16 protein-coding genes and 1 tRNA gene are annotated in these 18,738 nt (G+C 71.6%); 11 read left to right on the top strand and 6 right to left on the bottom strand.

Going from position 1 to position 18,738, the window contains the following annotated elements:
- Positions 1-44: 44 nt before the first annotated feature.
- On the bottom strand, positions 45-815 hold the full coding sequence (locus FKN01_RS15590) for an ABC transporter ATP-binding protein (protein ID WP_143620752.1): 771 nt from the start codon (positions 813-815) through the stop codon (positions 45-47).
- A gap of 208 nt (positions 816-1,023) precedes the next feature.
- A complete protein-coding gene (locus tag FKN01_RS15585; RefSeq protein ID WP_143620750.1) occupies positions 1,024-2,052 on the bottom strand; it encodes a LacI family DNA-binding transcriptional regulator in 1,029 nt (342 codons plus the stop codon).
- A gap of 221 nt (positions 2,053-2,273) precedes the next feature.
- Here FKN01_RS15585 and FKN01_RS15580 point away from each other — a divergent pair, with 221 nt between their 5' ends.
- The 7 genes from FKN01_RS15580 (at position 2,274) to FKN01_RS15550 (ending at position 10,696) form a co-directional block, all read left to right on the top strand.
- On the top strand, positions 2,274-4,007 hold the full coding sequence (locus tag FKN01_RS15580; RefSeq protein ID WP_143620748.1) for an ABC transporter substrate-binding protein: 1,734 nt from the start codon (positions 2,274-2,276) through the stop codon (positions 4,005-4,007).
- Between the two features lie 134 nt (positions 4,008-4,141).
- Complete coding sequence (locus tag FKN01_RS15575; protein ID WP_143620746.1) at positions 4,142-5,137, top strand: ABC transporter permease; 996 nt, start codon at positions 4,142-4,144, stop codon at positions 5,135-5,137.
- Complete coding sequence (locus FKN01_RS15570; protein WP_143620744.1) at positions 5,134-6,030, top strand: ABC transporter permease; 897 nt, start codon at positions 5,134-5,136, stop codon at positions 6,028-6,030. The genes FKN01_RS15575 and FKN01_RS15570 overlap by 4 nt, the downstream gene beginning before the upstream one ends.
- Positions 6,031-6,066: 36 nt before the next feature.
- Positions 6,067-7,008, top strand: coding sequence for an ABC transporter ATP-binding protein (locus FKN01_RS15565; RefSeq protein WP_143620742.1), 942 nt, complete (start codon positions 6,067-6,069; stop codon positions 7,006-7,008).
- On the top strand, positions 6,993-7,925 hold the full coding sequence (locus FKN01_RS15560) for an ATP-binding cassette domain-containing protein (protein ID WP_260696899.1): 933 nt from the start codon (positions 6,993-6,995) through the stop codon (positions 7,923-7,925). Before FKN01_RS15565 ends, FKN01_RS15560 begins: the two co-directional genes overlap by 16 nt.
- Positions 7,922-10,351, top strand: coding sequence for a glycosyl hydrolase 2 galactose-binding domain-containing protein (locus FKN01_RS15555; protein ID WP_143620740.1), 2,430 nt, complete (start codon positions 7,922-7,924; stop codon positions 10,349-10,351). Before FKN01_RS15560 ends, FKN01_RS15555 begins: the two co-directional genes overlap by 4 nt.
- A 259-nt stretch (positions 10,352-10,610) precedes the next feature.
- A tRNA-Leu gene (locus tag FKN01_RS15550) sits at positions 10,611-10,696 on the top strand.
- Between the two features lie 39 nt (positions 10,697-10,735).
- Here the strand turns inward: FKN01_RS15550 and FKN01_RS15545 are convergent.
- Positions 10,736-11,041, bottom strand: a complete 306-nt coding sequence (locus tag FKN01_RS15545) for a hypothetical protein (protein ID WP_143620738.1) — start codon at positions 11,039-11,041, stop codon at positions 10,736-10,738.
- Positions 11,042-11,215: 174 nt separating this feature from the next.
- On the opposite strand from FKN01_RS15545, the gene FKN01_RS15540 reads away from it, so the two are divergent.
- The 3 genes from FKN01_RS15540 (at position 11,216) to FKN01_RS15530 (ending at position 13,243) form a co-directional block, all read left to right on the top strand.
- The gene (locus FKN01_RS15540) at positions 11,216-11,857 is read left to right on the top strand and encodes a DinB family protein (protein WP_143620736.1); all 642 of its coding nucleotides are present in this window, start codon (positions 11,216-11,218) and stop codon (positions 11,855-11,857) included.
- Between the two features lie 111 nt (positions 11,858-11,968).
- Positions 11,969-12,841: a Bax inhibitor-1/YccA family protein gene (locus FKN01_RS15535; protein WP_143620734.1), complete on the top strand. Its 873-nt coding sequence runs from the start codon at positions 11,969-11,971 to the stop codon at positions 12,839-12,841.
- 84 nt (positions 12,842-12,925) lie between these two features.
- On the top strand, positions 12,926-13,243 hold the full coding sequence (locus FKN01_RS15530; RefSeq protein WP_143620732.1) for a hypothetical protein: 318 nt from the start codon (positions 12,926-12,928) through the stop codon (positions 13,241-13,243).
- A gap of 52 nt (positions 13,244-13,295) precedes the next feature.
- Here the strand turns inward: FKN01_RS15530 and FKN01_RS15525 are convergent, their stop codons facing one another.
- The 3 genes from FKN01_RS15525 to FKN01_RS15515 all read right to left on the bottom strand — a co-directional run bounded on the left by FKN01_RS15525 (position 13,296) and on the right by FKN01_RS15515 (position 16,936).
- Positions 13,296-14,120 (bottom strand): hypothetical protein, encoded by an 825-nt coding sequence (locus FKN01_RS15525; protein ID WP_260696898.1) that lies wholly within the window; start codon positions 14,118-14,120, stop codon positions 13,296-13,298.
- A gap of 244 nt (positions 14,121-14,364) precedes the next feature.
- The gene (locus FKN01_RS15520; RefSeq protein ID WP_143620730.1) at positions 14,365-15,585 is read right to left on the bottom strand and encodes an acetyl-CoA C-acetyltransferase; all 1,221 of its coding nucleotides are present in this window, start codon (positions 15,583-15,585) and stop codon (positions 14,365-14,367) included.
- Positions 15,586-15,841: 256 nt separating this feature from the next.
- Entirely contained in the window at positions 15,842-16,936 is a 1,095-nt protein-coding gene (locus FKN01_RS15515) for an SGNH/GDSL hydrolase family protein (protein WP_143620845.1), read from the bottom strand.
- 164 nt (positions 16,937-17,100) lie between these two features.
- Between FKN01_RS15515 and FKN01_RS15510 the strand changes: the two genes are divergently transcribed.
- Positions 17,101-18,507: a cystathionine beta-synthase gene (locus FKN01_RS15510; protein WP_143620728.1), complete on the top strand. Its 1,407-nt coding sequence runs from the start codon at positions 17,101-17,103 to the stop codon at positions 18,505-18,507.
- Positions 18,508-18,738 lie beyond the last annotated feature (231 nt).

Here is an 18,738-nt window from a genome sequence, read left to right as displayed (position 1 = left end):
CCAGGAGCCGGAGGAAGGGGTACGGAGCGCCGGTACGGGCCGGTTCAGCTGGTGCGGCCCTTGGCGTCGAACGCCTTCATCCGGTCCAGCACCCCATCGGCGGTGGGGTGGATCATCTGGTCGACGATCGCCCCGTCCGCCAGGAAGATGACCCGGTCCGCGTAGGAGGCGGCGACCGGGTCGTGGGTCACCATCACCACGGTCTGGCCCAGCTCGCGCACCGAGTTGCGGAGGAAGCCCAGGACCTCGGCGCCGGAGCGGGAGTCGAGGTTGCCGGTCGGCTCGTCCCCGAAGATGATCTCGGGCTGCGAGGCCAGGGCGCGTGCCACCGCCACGCGCTGCTGCTGGCCGCCGGAGAGCTCGGTGGGGCGGTGCTTCAGCCGTTCGGAGAGGCCCACCATGTCGATGACCCGGCGCAGCCACTCCTGGTCGGGCTTGCGGCCCGCGATGTCCATCGGGAGCGTGATGTTCTCCAGGGCGGTGAGCGTCGGCAGCAGGTTGAACGCCTGGAAGATGAAGCCGATCTTGTCCCGGCGCAGCTGCGTGAGCTGCTTGTCCTTGAGCGCGCCCAGCTCCGTCTCGCCGATGCGCACCGAACCGCCGCTGAAGCTGTCGAGGCCGGCCACGCAGTGCATCAGCGTGGACTTGCCGGAGCCCGACGGGCCCATGATCGCGGTGAACTCGCCCCGCGGGAAGTCCACGGTGACCCGGTCGAGGGCGGTCACCCGGGTCTCGCCCTCGCCGTAGACCTTGGACAGTTCCGTGGCGCGGGCGGCCACCGCGGTGGCGCGGTGAGCGGTGGACATGGTGGTCACAGCAGACTCCAGGGTGGGGTGCGTACGGGGCGGGGCCCGCCCGGCGGCCCGCCGCGTCGGCGTCGGCCCCGGGTCAGGGGTACCGCTCCATCGTCCCCGCCGGACGGGCACCGGTCGTCACTCCCGGTGCCCGTTCCCGGGGCCCTCTTGAGTCGCATGACCGGGCTTCCGGCGTCCTCCTCGGGTATGACATCCGGCCCCGTGCGCTCTACGGGGCCGACCTCGGCGCCCCCGTGGATCCGCGCGGCACCAGGCGGGCCGCCTCGTCCTCGGCCGCCTCCGCGCCGCCGTCCGTGACCAGGGACAGCAGGGTGCGGGCCGCGAGGCCCCCGTAGGCCGGGATGTCGCGGCTCAGCGCGGTGAGCGGGGGCCGGACCACCTGGGAGAGCTGGGAGTCGTCCCAGGCGACGAGCGACAGGTCGCCCGGCACGTCGAGCCCCATCTCCTGGGCGACCGACAGCCCGGCGACGGCCATGATGTCGTTGTCGTACACGATCGCGGTGGGCCGCCGGGGCGCGCTCATCAGGCGGCGAGTGGCGTGCGCCCCGTCGTCGCCGGAGTAGCCCGTGTGCACGACGACCGGCTCGCCGAGGCCGAGTTCGGCGCAGACCTCGCGCTGCGCCCGGTCCCGCAGGGCGGTGTGGTTCAGCTCCGGCATCCCGGCGACCCGGGCGACCGTGCGGTGGCCGAGGGCGGCGAGATACGCGAAGGTGTCGCGGACCGCCGCCGCGTCGTCGGACCACACGGCGGGCAGCGGACCGGCCGCCGAGGGGTGGCCGATCGCCACGGCGGGCAGGCCGAGTCCGGCGACGCCCTCGATGCGGGGGTCGGCGCTCCGCAGATCGGTGAGGAAGACGCCGTCCACCCTGCCCTCGCCCCACCAGCGGCGGTAGACCTCCAGCTCCTGCGCCGGGTCCGTGACGACCTGGAGGAGCAGGGCACAGCCGCGCGGCGAGAGTTCGGACTCGATGCCGCTGATCAGCTCCATGAAGAACGGCTCGACGCCGAGCAGCCGGGCGGGCCGGCACAGCGCGAGGCCCACCGCGTCGGCCCTGGCCCGGGTGAGGGCGCGGGCCGCGCTGTTGGGGCGCCAGCCGATCTCCTGGGCGATGGCCTTGATGGCGGACCGGGTCGCGGGGGAGACGCCCGGCCGGTCGTTCAGCGCGTAGGACACGGCGACCTTGGACACCCCGGCGCGGGCCGCGATGTCGGCGATCGTGGGGCGGTGCTTGGGCATCTGACCTCGCTTAACCGGTTCGTTCGGCGTGCGCATCCTAGCGGCGACGGCGGGTGCGGGCGGACCTGGCCGCCGCCGTCACCGACCGACTCGCCTGTCCCGTACACGGAATGGGAGCGCTCCCGCACCCTTGACAGGGGCATGATGCGGTCTTAACTTCACGGCACTTACCCGGTTCAGTAACTCCGCCCGGCAGGGACGGCGGGGAGAAGGAGGGGACGATGGGCACGGGATTCCGGGGACGGGTCGCGGCCACGCTCGCCGTGATCGCACTCGCCGCCACCGCGTGCACGGGGGGCGGCTCGTCGGGCGGCTCGGGCGGTTCCGGCGGCGGGGGAGGCGGCGCCCTTCCCCGTAACGAGACGCTCTACACCACCGGCACCCAGTGGGGGCCGCCGGCCAACTACAACCCGCTGCACAACTGGGACCACGCCACCGGCACCAAGGGCCTCGTCTACGAGACCCTGTTCCACTTCGACCCGGGCGCGGGCAAGCTGACGCCCTGGCTCGCCGAGTCGGGCAGCTGGACCGGGGACAAGACCTACGAGGTGAAGCTGCGTCCCGGCATCACGTGGTCCGACGGCAAGCCCCTCACCGCGAAGGACGTCGCCTACTCCTACGGGATCGGGAAGATCGAGGCCTCCGCCTTCCACAGCCTGTGGAGCTGGCTCTCCGGCGCCGAAGCGGTGGACGCCACCACGGTCCGCTTCACCTTCAAGGAGGCCCGCTACCAGGAGTGGGACTACACGCTCTACGGGCAGCCCGTCGTGCCCGAACACATCTGGGGCGAACGCTCCGACAAGGAGGTCCTGGACGGCGTCAACGACAAGCCCGTCGGCACCGGCGCGTACACGCTGAAGAGCCACACCCAGGACCGGGTCGTCTGGCAGCGGCGCGACGACTGGTGGGGCGTGAAGGCGCTCTCCATGAAGCCCGCGCCCCGCTACATCGTGGACGTCTCCAACCCCAGCAACGAGGTCGTCATCGGCCAGCTCGGCCAGAACCAGCTGGACCTGAGCAACAACTTCCTGCCCGGCGCCGCCTCCCTGGTCAAGAGCAAGAAGGTCGTCTCGTACTACGACCAGCCGCCCTACATGCTCTCCGCCAACACCGCCTGGCTGGTGCCCAACACCACGAAGAAGCCGATGGACGACGCCGCCTTCCGCCGCGCGCTCGCCGCCTCCGTGGACACCGGGAAGATCGTCAAGGGCGTGTACGGGGGCCTGGTCAAGGCCGCCGACCCGACCGGGCTGCTCCCGCAGTGGGACAAGTACATCGACAAGGACCTCGTGGCGAGCGAGGGCTTCACCTTCGACACCGCCGAGGCCAAGCGAATCCTCGCGGACGCCGGCTACAAGGACACCGACGGCGACGGCCTGGTGGAGAACAAGGACGGCTCGAAGATCAGCCTGAAGCTGGCCGTGCCCACCGGCTGGACCGACTGGATGGAGGCCGCCAAGGTCATCGCCTCGTCCGCCAAGGACGCCGGGATCAAAATCACCACCGAGTTCCCCGACTCCAACGCCCTCAACGAGCAGCGCGGCAAGGGCGCATTCGACCTCGTCGTCAACAACGAGCGCCAGCTCTCCAACACCCCGTGGACGTACTACGAGTACATGTTCCAGCTGCCCGTGCAGAAGCAGCAGAACACCGTCAACTTCGGCCGCTACGAGAACGAGGACGCCTGGCAGCTCGTCCAGGAGCTCGGCGCGGTGAAGACCGACGACACCGAGGGCATGAAGAAGGTCATCTCCGAGATCCAGGACATCCAGCTGAAGGAGATGCCCGTCATCCCCCTCTGGTACAACGGCCTGTGGGCCCAGTCCACCACCGGCACCTGGACCAACTGGCCCTCGGACAAGCCCGGAGCGCCCAAGTACGCCCCCGCGCTGTGGCGCAACTGGCTGGAGATGGGCGGCTTTGAAGCGCTCACCCAGCTGAAGCCCGCCAAGTGACACGGCAGTTCTGAGAGCGGCCGGTCCCCGGGGGCGCCCTTCCCCCGGCCGGCCGCTCCCATTCCACGACCGCCCCGCCGTGCGCGCCGACCTGACCGCGGCCCGCGCGGCGGGGCTCTCCCCGGGGAGCCCTCTTGCGCCGCTACTTCGCCCGCAAACTACTCATCTACGCGCTGACCTTCGTCGTCGCCGTCACCGTCAACTGGATGATCCCGCGCTTCATGCCCGGTGACCCGGTCGCCGCCATGGTGGCCCGCGCCCGGGTCTCGCAGCCCGAGGCCGTCGAGGCCATGCGCGCCTACTACAACAACCTCTTCGGCTTCGACGAGCCCGTCTGGCAGCAGTACCTGCACTTCTGGAGCGCCCTCCTGCAGGGCGACTTCGGCCTCTCCATCTGGGTGTTCCCCAAACCCGTCGCCGACGTCCTGCTCGACGCACTCCCGTACACCCTCGGGCTGATGATCCCGGCCGTCCTGCTCAGCTGGTTCGTCGGGAACTGGGCCGGGGCGCTCGCCGCCCGCCGCAAGGTGCTCGACAACACCGTGCTCCCGGCCGGCTACCTGCTCACCGCCATGCCCTACATGTGGATCGCCGTCATCCTCGCCTGGGCGCTCGGCTCCAAGGCGGGCTGGTTCCCGCTCTCCGGCGGCTACAGCCTCGACATCCAGCCCAGCTGGTCCTTCGCCTTCGCGGCGGACCTCTTCCAGCACTGGGTGCTGCCGTTCCTGTCGCTGTTCCTCGTCGCGCTCGGCGGCTGGGCCATCGGCATGCGCAACATGATCATCTACGAGCTGGAGTCGGACTACTCCAACTACCTCTCGGCCCTCGGCGCACCCCAGCGCCTCATCCGCCGCTACGCCTTCCGCAACGCCGTCCTGCCCCAGATAACCGGACTCGCCCTCCAACTGGGCGTCCTGGTCGCCGGAGCGCTGGTCACGGAGATCGTCTTCGCGTACCCCGGACTCGGCTCGCTCATTCTCGCCGCGATCCAGAACCAGGACTTCTTCCTGCTCCAGGGCGCGTTCCTGTTCATCGTCATCGGCGTACTGATCGCCAACTTCCTCATCGACATCGTGTACGTCCTCGTCGATCCCCGTACCCGTACCGGCATGGCAGGAGGCCAGTCATGAGCACCGTGCCCGAACCGGCCACCGAGCCCGCCGCGCCCGCCGCCCGGCCCGGACGCGAGACGCTGCACTACGCCGTCCGCAACCCGAAGCTGCTCATCGGGTTCACCGTCGTCGTGCTGCTCCTGCTCGTCGGGATCGTCGGCCCCCCGCTCCTCGACAACGCCGACCCCAACGAATACGTCGGCCCGCAGGCCGCCCCGCCCGACTCCACGTACTGGATGGGCACCACCACCTTCGGGCAGGACGTCTACGCCCAGTTCGTGCACGGGCTGCGCTCGACGTTCCTGGTCGGCGTCGTCGGCGGGGCCATCGCCGCCGCGATCGCCATGCTCGTCGGCTTCCTGGCCGGCTACCGAGGGGGCGCCGTGGACGAGGTCCTCAACATGCTCACCAACGTCGTCCTGGTGCTGCCCGCACTCGCCGTGCTGCTCATCATCAACGCGTACCTCGGGGTCCGCTCGGTGCCCGTGCAGGGCCTGTTCATCGGGCTGACCTCCTGGCCCTGGGCGGCCCGGGCCATCCGCGCGCAGACCTTCTCGCTGCGCACCCGCGAATTCGTGGACCTCGCCCGGCTCAGCGGCAGCGGCACCTGGCGGATCATCTTCCGCGAGATCGCGCCCAACATGAGCTCGTACCTCTTCATGATGTTCATCCTGCTGTTCGGCGGCTCGGTCCTGATCGCCTCCTCGCTCGACTTCATCGGGCTCGGCCCCACCGAGGGCGTCTCGCTCGGGCTGATGCTCCAGAGCGCCCAGCAGTGGAGCGCCCTCCAGCTCGGGATGTGGTGGTGGTTCGTCCCGCCCGGCGCCGGGATCACCGCGATCGTCGGAGCGCTGTACGTCGCCAACGTCGGCCTCGACGAGGTCTTCAACCCCAAGCTGCGGGAGGCCTGACCATGACCGCGACCGCTCTTCGGGAGGGCTGAGCGCATGACCCTGACCGTGACCGACCTCCGGGTCCACTACCGCACCCTGCGCGGTGAGGTACGAGCCCTGGACGGCGTCTCCTTCGACCTCGCCGACGGGGAGATCCTGGGCCTGGCCGGTGAGTCCGGGTGCGGCAAGAGCACCCTCGGCAAGTCGCTGATCCGCCTCGACGGCCGGATGCGCCACGCGGGCGGCACCGTCACGCTCGACGGCGACGACGTGCCCGTGGCCGACGACCGGGCGATGAACGCCTTCCGCTTCCACCGGATCTCGCTCGTCCCGCAGTATTCCATGAGCGCCCTCAACCCCACCCGCCGCATCGGCCGCATGATCCGCGAGCTGCTCGCGTCGCGCGGCGCGAGCGTGGACACCGCCGAACTGCACCGCAGACTCGATCTGGTGGGCCTGGACCACGACGTCCTGGACCGCTATCCGATCGAGCTGTCCGGCGGGATGAAGCAGCGCACCGTCATGGTGATCTCCACCCTGCTCGACCCGTCCGTCCTCATCGCCGACGAGGTCACCTCCGCGCTCGACGTCTCCACCCAGCGCGCCGTCGTCGGCGCGCTCACCGGGCTGCGCGACAAGGGCCTGGTCACCAGCATGATCTTCGTGACCCACGACCTCGGGCTCACCTCGCACATCGCGGACTCCATCATGGTCATGTACGCGGGCAAACTCGCCGAGAAGGCGCCCACGAAGACCCTGACGACCGCGCCCCGCCACCCGTACACCAAGCTCCTGCTCGGCGCGCTCCCCGAAGTCGGGGCCCGGCACGCCGACCGCCCCCTCACCGGCATCGCCGGCGCCCCGCCCTCGCTCCTGAACCCCCCGGCCGGCTGCCGCTTCCGCGACCGCTGCCCCGTCGCGGACGAGCGCTGCGCCGAGGAACCCCCGGTCGTCGAGATCGCCCCCCGCCACTCCGTCGCATGCTGGAAGGCCTGATGCTGACCCTCGACCACGTCACCAAGACCTACCGGGCCGGGGCGTTCGGCGGCGGCTCCGTCACCGCCGTCGACCGGGTCTCCTTCACGGCCGCGCCCGGCGAGGTCGTCTCCCTCATCGGCGAGAGCGGCAGCGGCAAGTCCACCATCGGCCGCATGATCCTCGGCCTCACCGGCGTCAGCTCCGGCACCCTCACCCTGGACGGGCGGCGGGTGCGGCCCGGCAAGGACTTCTACCGCCGCGTCCAGGGCGTCTTCCAGGACCCCTTCTCCTGCTACAACCCGGTCTTCCGCGCCGACCGCGTCTTCGACCTGGTCCGCCGCGCGTACCACCCGGGCGTCCGCGACGCGGAGTGGGCCGACCGCGTCGAGAAGGCGGTACGCGATGTGCGCCTGGACCCGGCGCAGGTCCTCGGCCGCTATCCGCACCAGCTCAGCGGCGGCCAGCTGCAACGCCTGCTCATCGCCCGGGCCCTCCTGCTCGACCTGAGCTTCCTGGTCGCCGACGAGATCACCAGCATGCTCGACGCGTCCACCCGCATCGACGTCCTCAACCTCCTCGCCGGGCTCAAGGAACGCGGCCTCGGCGTCCTCTACATCACGCACGACCTCGCGCTCGGCACATACCTGGCGGAGAAGACGGTCGTGCTGCGCCGGGGCCGCGTGGTCGAACGCGGCGACACCCGCCGGGTGTTCGGCAACCCCCTCCACCCGTACACCCGCACCCTGCTCGCCGCCGTGCCCCGCCTCAACCAGCCGTGGGACCCGGCGGAGCCGGTGACGTCCTGTGCCTTCCACGAGGCGGCCGGCGGCTCGTCCGGGGGGCCGGGGGCGGCCACCACCGACCTCCACGAGACCGAGCCGGACCACTTCGTCGCCTGCGCACAGCTCCCCGACTGCGGAAGGACCCCCGCGTGACCCTTCGCCACCTGCCCCTGCACGACGGCTGGACGCTCCACCCGGCCGGACCCGTACCCCCCGGGCACCCCGCGGGCGGCATTCCCGACGGCGTCCCCGCCACCGTCCCCGGCTGCGTCCACACCGACCTGCTCGCCGCCGGGCTCATCGAGGACCCCTACCTGGACGACAACGAGACCCGGCTCGGCTGGATCGGCCGCACCGACTGGACGTACCGGACCGCCTTCGACTGGGCGCCCGACGGGCACGACCACGCCGCCCTGTGCTTCGACGGGCTCGACACGGTCGCCACGGTCCTGCTCAACGGCACCGAGATCGGCCGGACGGCGAACCAGCACCGCTCCTACCGCTTCCCCGTGCGCGGGCTGCTGCGCGAGGGGAGGAACACCCTCGACGTCGTCCTCACCGCGCCCTACACCTACGCCGAGGACCTGCGCGACCGCCTCGGCGACCGCCCCGGCGCCTACGCGGAGCCGTACGCCTTCATCCGCAAGATGGCCTGCAACTTCGGCTGGGACTGGGGCCCGACGCTGGTCACCTCCGGCATCTGGCGCCCGGTCGCCCTGGAGACGTGGAGCGGTCCGCGCATCGCGTCCGTGAAACTGCTGCCCGACCTGGACCCGGAGGGCGTGCCGTCCCTCACCGCCGAACTGGAGATCGAGCACGACGGCCTCGAACCGGTCTCGGGCTCCGTCGGGGTGGTCGGCGCGGCGGCCGGGTTCGTCCTCGACGAGGACGAGCACCGCGTCGCCGTCAGCCTGTCGGTCCCGCAGGCGGAGCCCTGGTGGCCGCACAGCCACGGCGAACAGCCGCTGTACGAGGTGGAGGTCCGCGCCGGCGACCACGTCCGCCGCCTGCGCACGGGGTTCCGGTCCGTCACCCTCGAACAGGAGGCGTTCCGGATCTCCGTGAACGGCGAGCCGGTCTTCGTGCGCGGGGTGAACTGGATTCCCGAGGACTGCTTCCCGTCCCGCCTGACCAGGCAACAGCTCTCCGACCGCCTCGACCAGGCGGTCGCCGCCCACGTCAACCTCGTCCGGGTGTGGGGCGGCGGGCTCTATGAGAGCGACGACTTCTACGAACTGTGCGACGAGAAGGGGCTCCTGGTCTGGCAGGACTTCCCGTTCGCCTGCGCCGCGTACCCGGAGGAGCAGCCGCTGTGGGACGAGGTGGCGGCGGAGGCGCGGGAGAACGTCACCCGTCTGGCCCCGCACCCTTCCCTGGTCCTGTGGTGCGGAAACAACGAGAACCTGGAGGGTTACGCCGACTGGGGCTGGCAGAAGGAGCTCGGAGACCGCACCTGGGGCCACGGCTACTACCACCGGCTGCTGCCCTCGATCGTCGCCGAGACCGACCCGACACGCCCGTACTGGCCGGGCTCGCCGTACTCCGGCAGCCCCGGCACCCACCCGCAGGACCCGGAGCGGGGCACGATCCACATCTGGGACGTGTGGAACCGCGCCGACTACCGGGCGTACGCCGACCGGGTGCCGCGCTTCGTCGCCGAGTTCGGCTTCCAGGGCCCGCCCGCCTACGCGACTCTGCGCCGCGCGATCAGCGGCCCGCTCACCCCGGACGTCCCGCTCCTGGCCCACCACCAGAAGGCCGAGGACGGCGACGCGAAGCTGCTGCGCGGCCTGGGCGACCACCTGCCGCAGCCCGGCGCGGACTTCGACGACTGGCACTGGCTCACCCAGCTCAACCAGGCCCGCGCCGTCGCGTTCGGCATCCGCCACTTCCGCTCGCACGCCCCGTACTGCATGGGCACCATCGTCTGGCAGCTCAACGACTGCTGGCCGGTCGTCTCCTGGTCGGCGGTCGACGGCGACGGCCGCCGCAAGCCGCTCTGGCACGCCCTGCGCTCGGTGTACGAGGACCGCCTGATCGCCGTCCGCGACGGCTCCGTCCACCTGGTCAACGACACGCCGGCCCCCTGGGCGGGCACCCTCCGCCTGACCCGGCACGCCCTGGACGGCACGGTCCTGGCCGAGGAGACGGTGCCGGTGACCACGGCCCCCCGCACCACGTCGAGCGTCCCCCTGCCCGCCGCGCTCGCGACCCCCGCCGACCCGGCCGGCGAACTCCTGTCCGCCCGCCTGGACGACACCAGGACCCTGCACTTCTACGAGGAGGACACCCGCCTCGCCCTCCCGCCGGCGCGCTACGGGGCCACGGTGACGGCTGAGGACGACGGGGACGCCGGGACCCCCGCGTACCGCGTCGAGGTGACGGCCAAGACCCTCCTCCGGGACCTCTGCCTCTTCCCGGACCGCCTCCACCCGGACGCCGAGGCCGACACCCTCCTCGTCACGCTCCTCCCCGGCGAGAGCACCACGATCCGGGTCACGGGCGCGGTCCTGGAGGACCCCTCCGCACTGGCGACCCGCCCGGTGCTGCGGTGCGTGAACGACCGGATCGCCGCCTAAAATCAGCCACGCGGTGGCGCGCCCCTGGCGATCGGTGGCGCGCCCCTGGCGCATGGACTGTGTCGGTGCGGCGACTTTCCGTCAATTCGCCCGGCACCCCTGCGCCGCCGCCATCTTGCGCGGGCATGTGGGTATGCCTCCGACGTGCGCTGACGGGGACTCAAGAGATCGATAAATAAGACAACATCGAGCCACTGTTCGGCTGATCGCGCCGAGCCCCCCGGATAGGGTCATGTGCCAACGCGGAGCCGCGCGCCACGCCCGGATGGTGGAATGCAGACACGGCGAGCTTAAACCTCGCTGCCCCTCGGGGGCGTACCGGTTCGAGTCCGGTTCCGGGCACCATCGCGTACCAGATCCCGAGCCCCCAGGTACCCAAAACGATCACCTCCGAACCACGGAAACGGCAATCCCCACGACGCCGGCCAGGCCCAGGGCCGCGTGCAGCGCGCCCATGATGCGCAGGTTCCGGAATCGGTCCTGCGCCTGCACGTAGTGGTGGAACGCGGGGTGTTCGATGCCGTTGCGGCGGCGGATGCGGCGGATGCGGCGGAGCTCGCGGGGCGTGAAGTGGACTGGGTTCAGCCAGGTGTCCCGGACGTACTGCGCGAACCCACGGTGGTTCGTGGCGAGGGCCAGCCCCAGTAGATGCAGTGCGGCGAAGGCCAGCAGGAACATGACGGCCTTCATCCGGCCCTCCCGTGTCGGTCGGTGAGCCGCCGACCGTACGAGCCGCCCCGGTGCGGCCGACAGGTTCGGTACCGGCAGACCCGCGGGGCGGCTCGTTGCCGTGATGGGGCGGGGAGCGTCCACGGGCTGAGAAACACGGTGGGCCCGGGGCCGGCCGACCGGCAGGTTGGACGCATGACGGATGCGGACCAGTTCAAGCACGACCTGCGGCTCTACCTTCAGGACGCCCGCGACGCCTTCCTCTGGAAGCTCGACGGGCTGTCCGAATACGACATACGGCGGCCCCTCACCCCCACCGGCACCAATCTGCTCGGGCTCGTCAAGCATGTGACCGGGGCCGAGGCGTTCTACCTGGGGACCGCCTTCGGGCGGCCCGTCGACGCGCCGGCCCTGTGGATCACCGGGGACGCCGAGCCGAACGCCGATCTGTGGGCCACGGCCGACGAGTCCCGCGAGGAGGTCGTCGGGCGGTACCGGCGGGTGTGGGCGCACTCCGACGCGACCGTCGACGCGTTCGGGCTGGACGCGGTGGGGGTCCTCCCCGGGGAGGAGGGGGAGGGCGGGCCCGCGCTGTCGCTGCATCGCGTCCTCGTCCACCTCGTCGCCGAGACCCAGCGCCATGCCGGGCACGCCGACCTCGTCCGGGAGCTGATCGACGGGGCGGCCGGGCTGCGGAGGGGGAATGAGGACATGGCGCCCGGGGACGAGGCATGGTGGCGCCGGCACCGGGAACGGGTGGAGAGCGCGGCCCGGGAGGCGGGCGGCCGGTCCGCCGGTGAGCCCGTCCGCCGGCGGAGGCGACCGGACGCACCCTGACCGCGCACGGCCCGTGCCCGGGGAAAGATCCTCCTTCGGCACTAGGACGATTGCTTTGCCTACCCATTACTCTTGTGGGAAGGCCACGCTGGGTGGCCATGGAGGAGTGAGATGAGGAGCAGCAACCCGGTCTTCTCGCGACGGGGCTTCAGCCGCGACAACGGTTACGCGGGCTTCAACGCGGCGCCGCAGGCCGGGGCCCCCGCAGCGGGTGCCAACCCGTACGCGCAGGGCACCGCCCCGAACCCGTACGCGACGAACCCCTACGCCCCCACGGGCGCCCCCGCGCCCGCCCGCACCGGCGCGATGACGATCGACGACGTCGTCACCCGCACGGCGATGACGCTGGGCACGGTCGTGCTCGGTGCCGCGCTCGCCTGGGCGCTGCTGCCGGTGGACGAGGGCAACCTCAACAAGTCGTACGGCATCGCCGTCGGCGCCGCGCTCATCGCGTTCGTGCTGTCGATGGTCCAGTCCTTCAAGCGCAAGCCCGTTCCCGCGCTGATCCTCGCCTACGCCGCCTTCGAGGGTGTTTTCCTCGGCGTCATCTCCAGCGCGGTCAGCACGTACATCGGGCCCGGCGTCGTGATGCAGGCGGTGATGGGCACCATGTGTGTCTTCGCCGGTGTGCTCCTCGCGTACAAGATGCGCTGGATCCGCGTCACCCGCCGGTTCTACGGCTTCGTGATGGCCGCCGCCATGGGCTTCCTGCTCCTGATGGCCGTCAATCTGCTCTTCGCCGTCTTCGGCGGCGGTGACGGCCTCGGCTTCCGCAGCGGTGGCCTCGGCATCCTCTTCGGTGTCATCGGCATCATCCTCGGCGCCTGCTTCCTGGCCCTCGACTTCAAGCAGGTCGAGGACGGCATCGCGTACGGCGCTCCGCGCGAGGAGTCCTGGCTGGCCGCCTTCGGCCTCACCATGACCCTGGTGTGGATCTACCTGGAGATGCTGCGCCTGCTCTCCATCCTCAGCGGCGACGACTGATCTGCCCTGCGGACCCGAAGCGGCCCGCGGTCTCCCTCCGGAGGCCGCGGGCCGCTTCCGTGCGCACGGCGATAGGGTCGCGGGGTGCTCGATACGACCCCCCTGATCATCGCCGTGGACCGATTCGCCGACCGGCTGCGCGCCGCCCCGCAGAGCAGGCTGCAGCGGGGAGCGGCGGCCCACGGCCTCGCCGCCGCGCGCGAGCTGTCGGCGCGGGCCCAGCGCGCCGAGGAGCCCGGACGGGAGCCCCGGACGATGCCGGACGCCGGGGTGTTCGCCGTCGGCGACCAGCTCGCCGTCGCCGGCCGGGACCTGGCCGTGGCACTGGAAACGGCCCCGCCCGAGGAGCTGGACGAGGCCGTGCGATGCGTCGAGGAAGCGGCCGCGCGGGCCTTCGAGTAAGGCGCGCGGCGCGCGGGGAGGCCGTAACCGGGATCCCCGCGTCGGTGCGGGCTCAGAAGCTCGCTATGACGCGGTCGGCGAGTATGTACACGTTCTCCCTGCCGCAGGAGAACGTCAGCGCGTACGCCCCCGAGACGCCGGAGCCGCCCAGCAGCACCGGGTGCTCGCCCGCGCGCAGCGACTCGGCCAGGCGCTCGGCCGTCTCGCGGTGGCCGGGGGTCATGCAGAGCGTCGTACCGTCGGCGAACACGTACACGTCGAGCGTGCCGAGCGGGCCCGGGCGGACGTCGGACAGCTCGGTGCGGCTGTCCGCCAGCTCCTCCAGCCGGTTCACCGTGCGCTCGTGATCGGTGACCACGGGCGCCTGTACGGGGACGAAGTCGGGGTGCGAGGGGTGGCGGCGGCGGGCCGCGGCCAGCTCGGGGGAGTCCTCGGCGAACTCCGCCTCCGGCAGCTCCGCCAGCCCGGTCAGCTCGTCCAGGGCGTCGGCCGCTTCGAGGTCCATCGACTCCAGACCGGCGAAATCGCTCTGGCGCGGCAGGAAGAACGGGGCGTCCTCGCCCAGCCCGGCAAGCCCGCCCAGCAGGGACGGGGCGTCGGCGGCGTCGCGCGCCTCCTGCGAGGCCCAGAACGCGCGGGCCTCGGCCAGCTCCCGCTCGCGCTCCTCGGCCAGCGCGTCGGCGACGGCCGCGCGTATTTCTTCGGCAGAAGTGGTGTCGTTGCGGGTCTGAGGGGGTATGGCCGCTGTAAGGGCGTGACCGTCGGCCAGCTCCTTCCGGAGCGCCGAGACCTGCCTGCGCAGCCCGTGAGCGGCGTGCAGAGCGGCGACGCCCACAGCCGTGGCAGCGGCGGTGGTCAGCAACAGGGCAAGAGGCATGGCGCTCACTGACATACTCCCGGTTTCAATCGATCCCCCGACTTCCTACATCAGCTTGTGCCCTGACGGCACCATGTGTCAGTGCATTACGTCATGAAATGGACAGGACTTTGGGCCCTGTGTAAACGGCTGTTGTAGGTGTGACCTGCGCAAACGAATCCCCCCCAGGAGACAGATCACATCCTGGGGGAGATTCGGTCACGGTCGGGGCTCGGTGGCGCGCAGGGGCCCGAGCCCGCCCTGATCAGCTCAGACGCTCGATGACCATGGCCATGCCCTGGCCGCCGCCGACGCACATGGTCTCCAGGCCGAACTGCTTGTCGTGGAACTGGAGGCTGTTGATCAGCGTGCCGGTGATCCGGGCGCCGGTCATGCCGAAGGGGTGGCCGACGGCGATCGCGCCACCGTTGACGTTGACCTTCTCCAGCGGCAGGCCGAGGTCGCGGTAGGAGGGGATGACCTGGGCGGCGAACGCCTCGTTGATCTCGGCGAGGTCGATGTCGCCGATGGTCAGCCCGGCCCGCTCGAGCGCCTGCTTGCTGGCCTCGACGGGGCCGTAGCCCATGATCTCGGGGGAGAGGCCGGAGACGCCGGTGGAGACGATCCGGGCGAGCGGCGTCAGGCCCAGCTCGCGCGCCTTGGTGTCCGACATGATCACGAGCGCGGCGGCGCCGTCGTTGAGCGGGCAGCAGTTGCCCGCAGTGACCAGGCCGTCCGGGCGGAAGACCGGCTTCAGGCCCTGGACGCCCTCCAGCGTGACGCCCGCGCGCGGGCCGTCGTCCTTGGCCACGACCGTGCCGTCCGGCGTGGTCACCGGGGTGATCTCGCGCTCCCAGAACCCGTTCTTCAGGGCCTCCTCGGCGAGGTTCTGCGACCGTACGCCGAACTCGTCCATGTCCTGGCGCGTCACGCCCTTGAGCCGGGCCAGGTTCTCCGCGGTCTGGCCCATCGCGATGTAGGCGTCCGGGACCAGGCCGTCCTCGCGCGGGTCGTGCCAGCTCGCACCGGACTCCTCGGCGCGGGCCGCGGTGCGGGCCTCGGCCTCCGCGAACAGCGGGTTGTGCGTGTCCGGCAGGCTGTCCGAGTTGCCCTTGGTGAAGCGGGACACCATCTCGACACCGGCCGAGATGAAGACGTCGCCCTCACCGGCCTTGATGGCGTGCAGCGCCATGCGGCTGGTCTGCAGCGAGGACGAGCAGTAGCGGGTGACCGTGCAGCCGGGAAGGTGGTCCATCCCCATCTGCACGGCGATGATGCGGCCCAGGTTGTTGCCCTGCTCGCCGCCGGGCAGTCCGCAGCCCAGCATCAGGTCGTCGATGTCCTCGGGGTCCAGCTCGGGGACCTTGGCCAGCGCGGTCTGGATGATCGTCGCGGTCAGGTCGTCCGCGCGCAGGTCCTTGAGCGAACCCTTGAAGGCCCGGCCGATGGGCGAACGGGCGGCAGAGACGATCACGGCTTCGGGCATCACGCGGCTCCATGAGGGCTGAGGGCGGACAGGCTGCCTGACGGATGCGGCAGACCCGGCGGTACGGCACGACTGCTCTGGAAATTACCCGGACGTAGCGCCGGGGTCACCCGACGCGGCATGTGATGCGGGCCTCTTTTCTAAGCGAGCGCTCAGTCAACGTCTCCGCGTCGGGAGTCGGGACGCCGGTCCGGTCGACGTCTCCCCGTGCGGAAGCCGGCGGCCCGGCCGGCGCCTCCCTCTCCGGGGCGCCCGCTCAGCCGGCGCCTCCCTCTCCGGGGCGCCCGCCCGGCCGCCGGACCCACGCGTGTCCCGGCGGGCCGTCCGCGTCCGCGTGCGGCCGGTGGCCGAGGCGCGACGAACCCCCGGGCTCCGGGTGCGGATGCGGGTGCGGCTCCGTGGCGGCGGGCAGGCGCCGCCGCCTGCGGTGCTTGAGCAGGGCCCAGGGCGCCCGGGCCCCCGTGACCTCCGTGCCGGCCTCCTTGGCCGCCTGGGAGGCCGCCTTCGCCACCGGCAGCATGTCCTCGCGCCGGGCACCGTCCAGCCGGTCGGACTCCGGCCACAGACCGAGTACCGCGCACAGGGTCGGCAGCACCGCCATGGAAGCGGTCGCGTACCCCTCGGCCGACGGGTGGTAGTTGTCCGGGCCGAACAGCTCCCGCGGATTCGCCTCGAACTCCGGGCCCAGCAGGTCTCCCAGCGACACGGTGCGCCCGCCCTGCTCCACCGTGCCGATCGTCTGCGCCGCCGCCAGCTGCCGGCTCACCCGCCGGGCCAGCCAGCGCAGCGGCTGGTACACCGGCTCGATCGTGCCCAGGTCCGGACAGGTCCCGACGACGACCTCCGCCCCGGCCGTCCGCAGCCTGCGCACCGCCGTGGTCAGACAGCGCACCGACTGCGTGGCCGGCATCCGGTGCGTCACGTCGTTCGCCCCGATCATGATCACGCACACGTCCGGCGTCCGCGCCGGGTCCGCGAGCATCAGCGAGACCTGCCGCTCCAGATCGTCCGACCGGGCACCCGGCAGCGCGACGTTGCGCAGGTCCACCGGCCGCTCGGACACCGCCGCCAGCCCCGACGCCAGCAGCGCCCCCGGGGTCTGCCCGGCCCGCCGCACCCCCTGCCCGGCCGCCGTGGAGTCCCCGAGCAGCCCGAGGCGCAAGGGCTCGGCCGGGCCCGTGAACGCCACTCCGTACCGTCCGTCCGCGCTCGGCGGGACCGGGGCGATACCGCCGCCGACCTGCCGCTTCGCCAGCTGGACCTCCGCCAGCAGGACGCCCACCGCGGCGGCGCCCAGCAGCCCGATGCTGCCCCCGCCGTACGCCGCGCCCGCCGCGATCCGCCGTGCCACTCTCGCCGTCGACACAGTCAGGTCCACCTCCTCGTCCCACGTACCGCAGTAGAGCCGTACACAGAGCTACCTGCCCGCTACCGGCCGTTGTTCAATCGCACCGCCCGATCCCGTGCCGGTACGCATACGCTTGCCGGACCATCTCGGAGACCCCGGAGTACACGGTGCGATACCACGATTCGATGATCAGTCTCGTAGGCAATACCCCGCTGGTGAGGCTGCGCAGTGTCACGGCCGGAATCCAGGCGACGGTCCTGGCCAAGGTCGAGTACTTCAACCCCGGCGGGTCGGTCAAGGACCGCATCGCCCTGCGCATGATCGAGGCCGCCGAGCAGAGCGGCGAGCTGAAGCCCGGCGGCACGATCGTCGAGCCGACCAGCGGCAACACGGGCGTCGGCCTGGCGATCGTCGCGCAGCAGAAGGGGTACAAGTGCGTCTTCGTCTGCCCGGACAAGGTGTCCACGGACAAGATCAACGTACTGCGCGCCTACGGTGCCGAGGTCGTCGTCTGCCCCACGGCGGTCGACCCCGAGCACCCCGACTCGTACTACAACGTCTCCGACCGGCTGGTCCGTGAGACGCCGGGCGCCTGGAAGCCCGACCAGTACTCCAACCCGAACAACCCGCGCTCCCACTACGAGACCACCGGTCCCGAGCTGTGGGAGCAGACGGACGGGAAGATCACGCACTTCGTGGCGGGCGTCGGGACCGGCGGCACGATCAGCGGCACCGGCCGCTATCTGAAGGAGGCCAGCGGCGGCCGGGTCAAGGTCGTCGGCGCCGACCCGGAGGGCTCGGTCTACTCCGGCGGCTCCGGCCGGCCCTACCTCGTGGAGGGCGTCGGCGAGGACTTCTGGCCCTCCGCCTACGACCGGACGGTCACCGACGAGATCGTCGCCGTGTCCGACAAGGACTCCTTCCAGATGACCCGCCGGCTCGCCAAGGAGGAGGGGCTGCTCGTCGGCGGCTCCTGCGGCATGGCGGTCGTGGGCGCCCTGGAGGTCGCGAAGCGGCTCGGTCCCGATGACGTCGTCGTCGTCCTGCTCCCGGACAGCGGGCGCGGCTATCTGTCGAAGATCTTCAACGACGAGTGGATGGCGGACTACGGCTTCCTGGAGGACAGCGGCCCCTCGGCGCGGGTCGCGGACGTCCTGGACCACAAGGAGGGGCCGATCCCCACCCTCGTCCACATGCACCCGGAGGAGACGGTCGGCGAGGCGATCGACGTGCTGCGCGAGTACGGCGTCTCGCAGATGCCGATCGTGAAGCCCGGCGCGGGCCACCCGGACGTGATGGCCGCCGAGGTCATCGGCTCGGTCGTGGAGCGCGAGCTGCTGAACGCCCTGTTCGCCCAGCGCGCCTCGCTCAGCGACCCGCTGGAGAAGCACATGTCGCCGCCGCTGCCGCAGGTCGGCTCCGGCGAGCCGGTCGAGGACCTGATGGCGGTGCTCGGCGGCACCGGCGCGGCGGACGCGGCGATCGTGCTGGTGGAGGGCAGGCCGAAGGGCGTCGTCAGCCGCCAGGACCTGCTGGCGTACCTGGCGAAGGGCGCCCCGGCCGCCGCGAAGTAGCCGGGTGGCCGCGCGCTTCGCGGAAACGGTACGCGCGCGTCACGTGGGCGCAGCACCGGCTTAACACGGCACGGGCACAGTAGTGGGTGTCGGCGGGGAGGCCCGCCGGCACCGGAACGGCGACAACGGACTACGGAGCGGCTCCCGGACCTCCACCGTCGCCCGGACGCGTCACCCGGCCCTGACCCGGACCGCGTCCCTCGCGGGGACCGCCGTCGTCCCGCCCCCTGG

Origin of the sequence: Streptomyces sp. 130 (assembly GCF_007096885.1) — a bacterium.
GTDB lineage: Bacteria > Actinomycetota > Actinomycetes > Streptomycetales > Streptomycetaceae > Streptomyces.
This window is presented reverse-complemented; position numbering and strand designations above follow the sequence as displayed.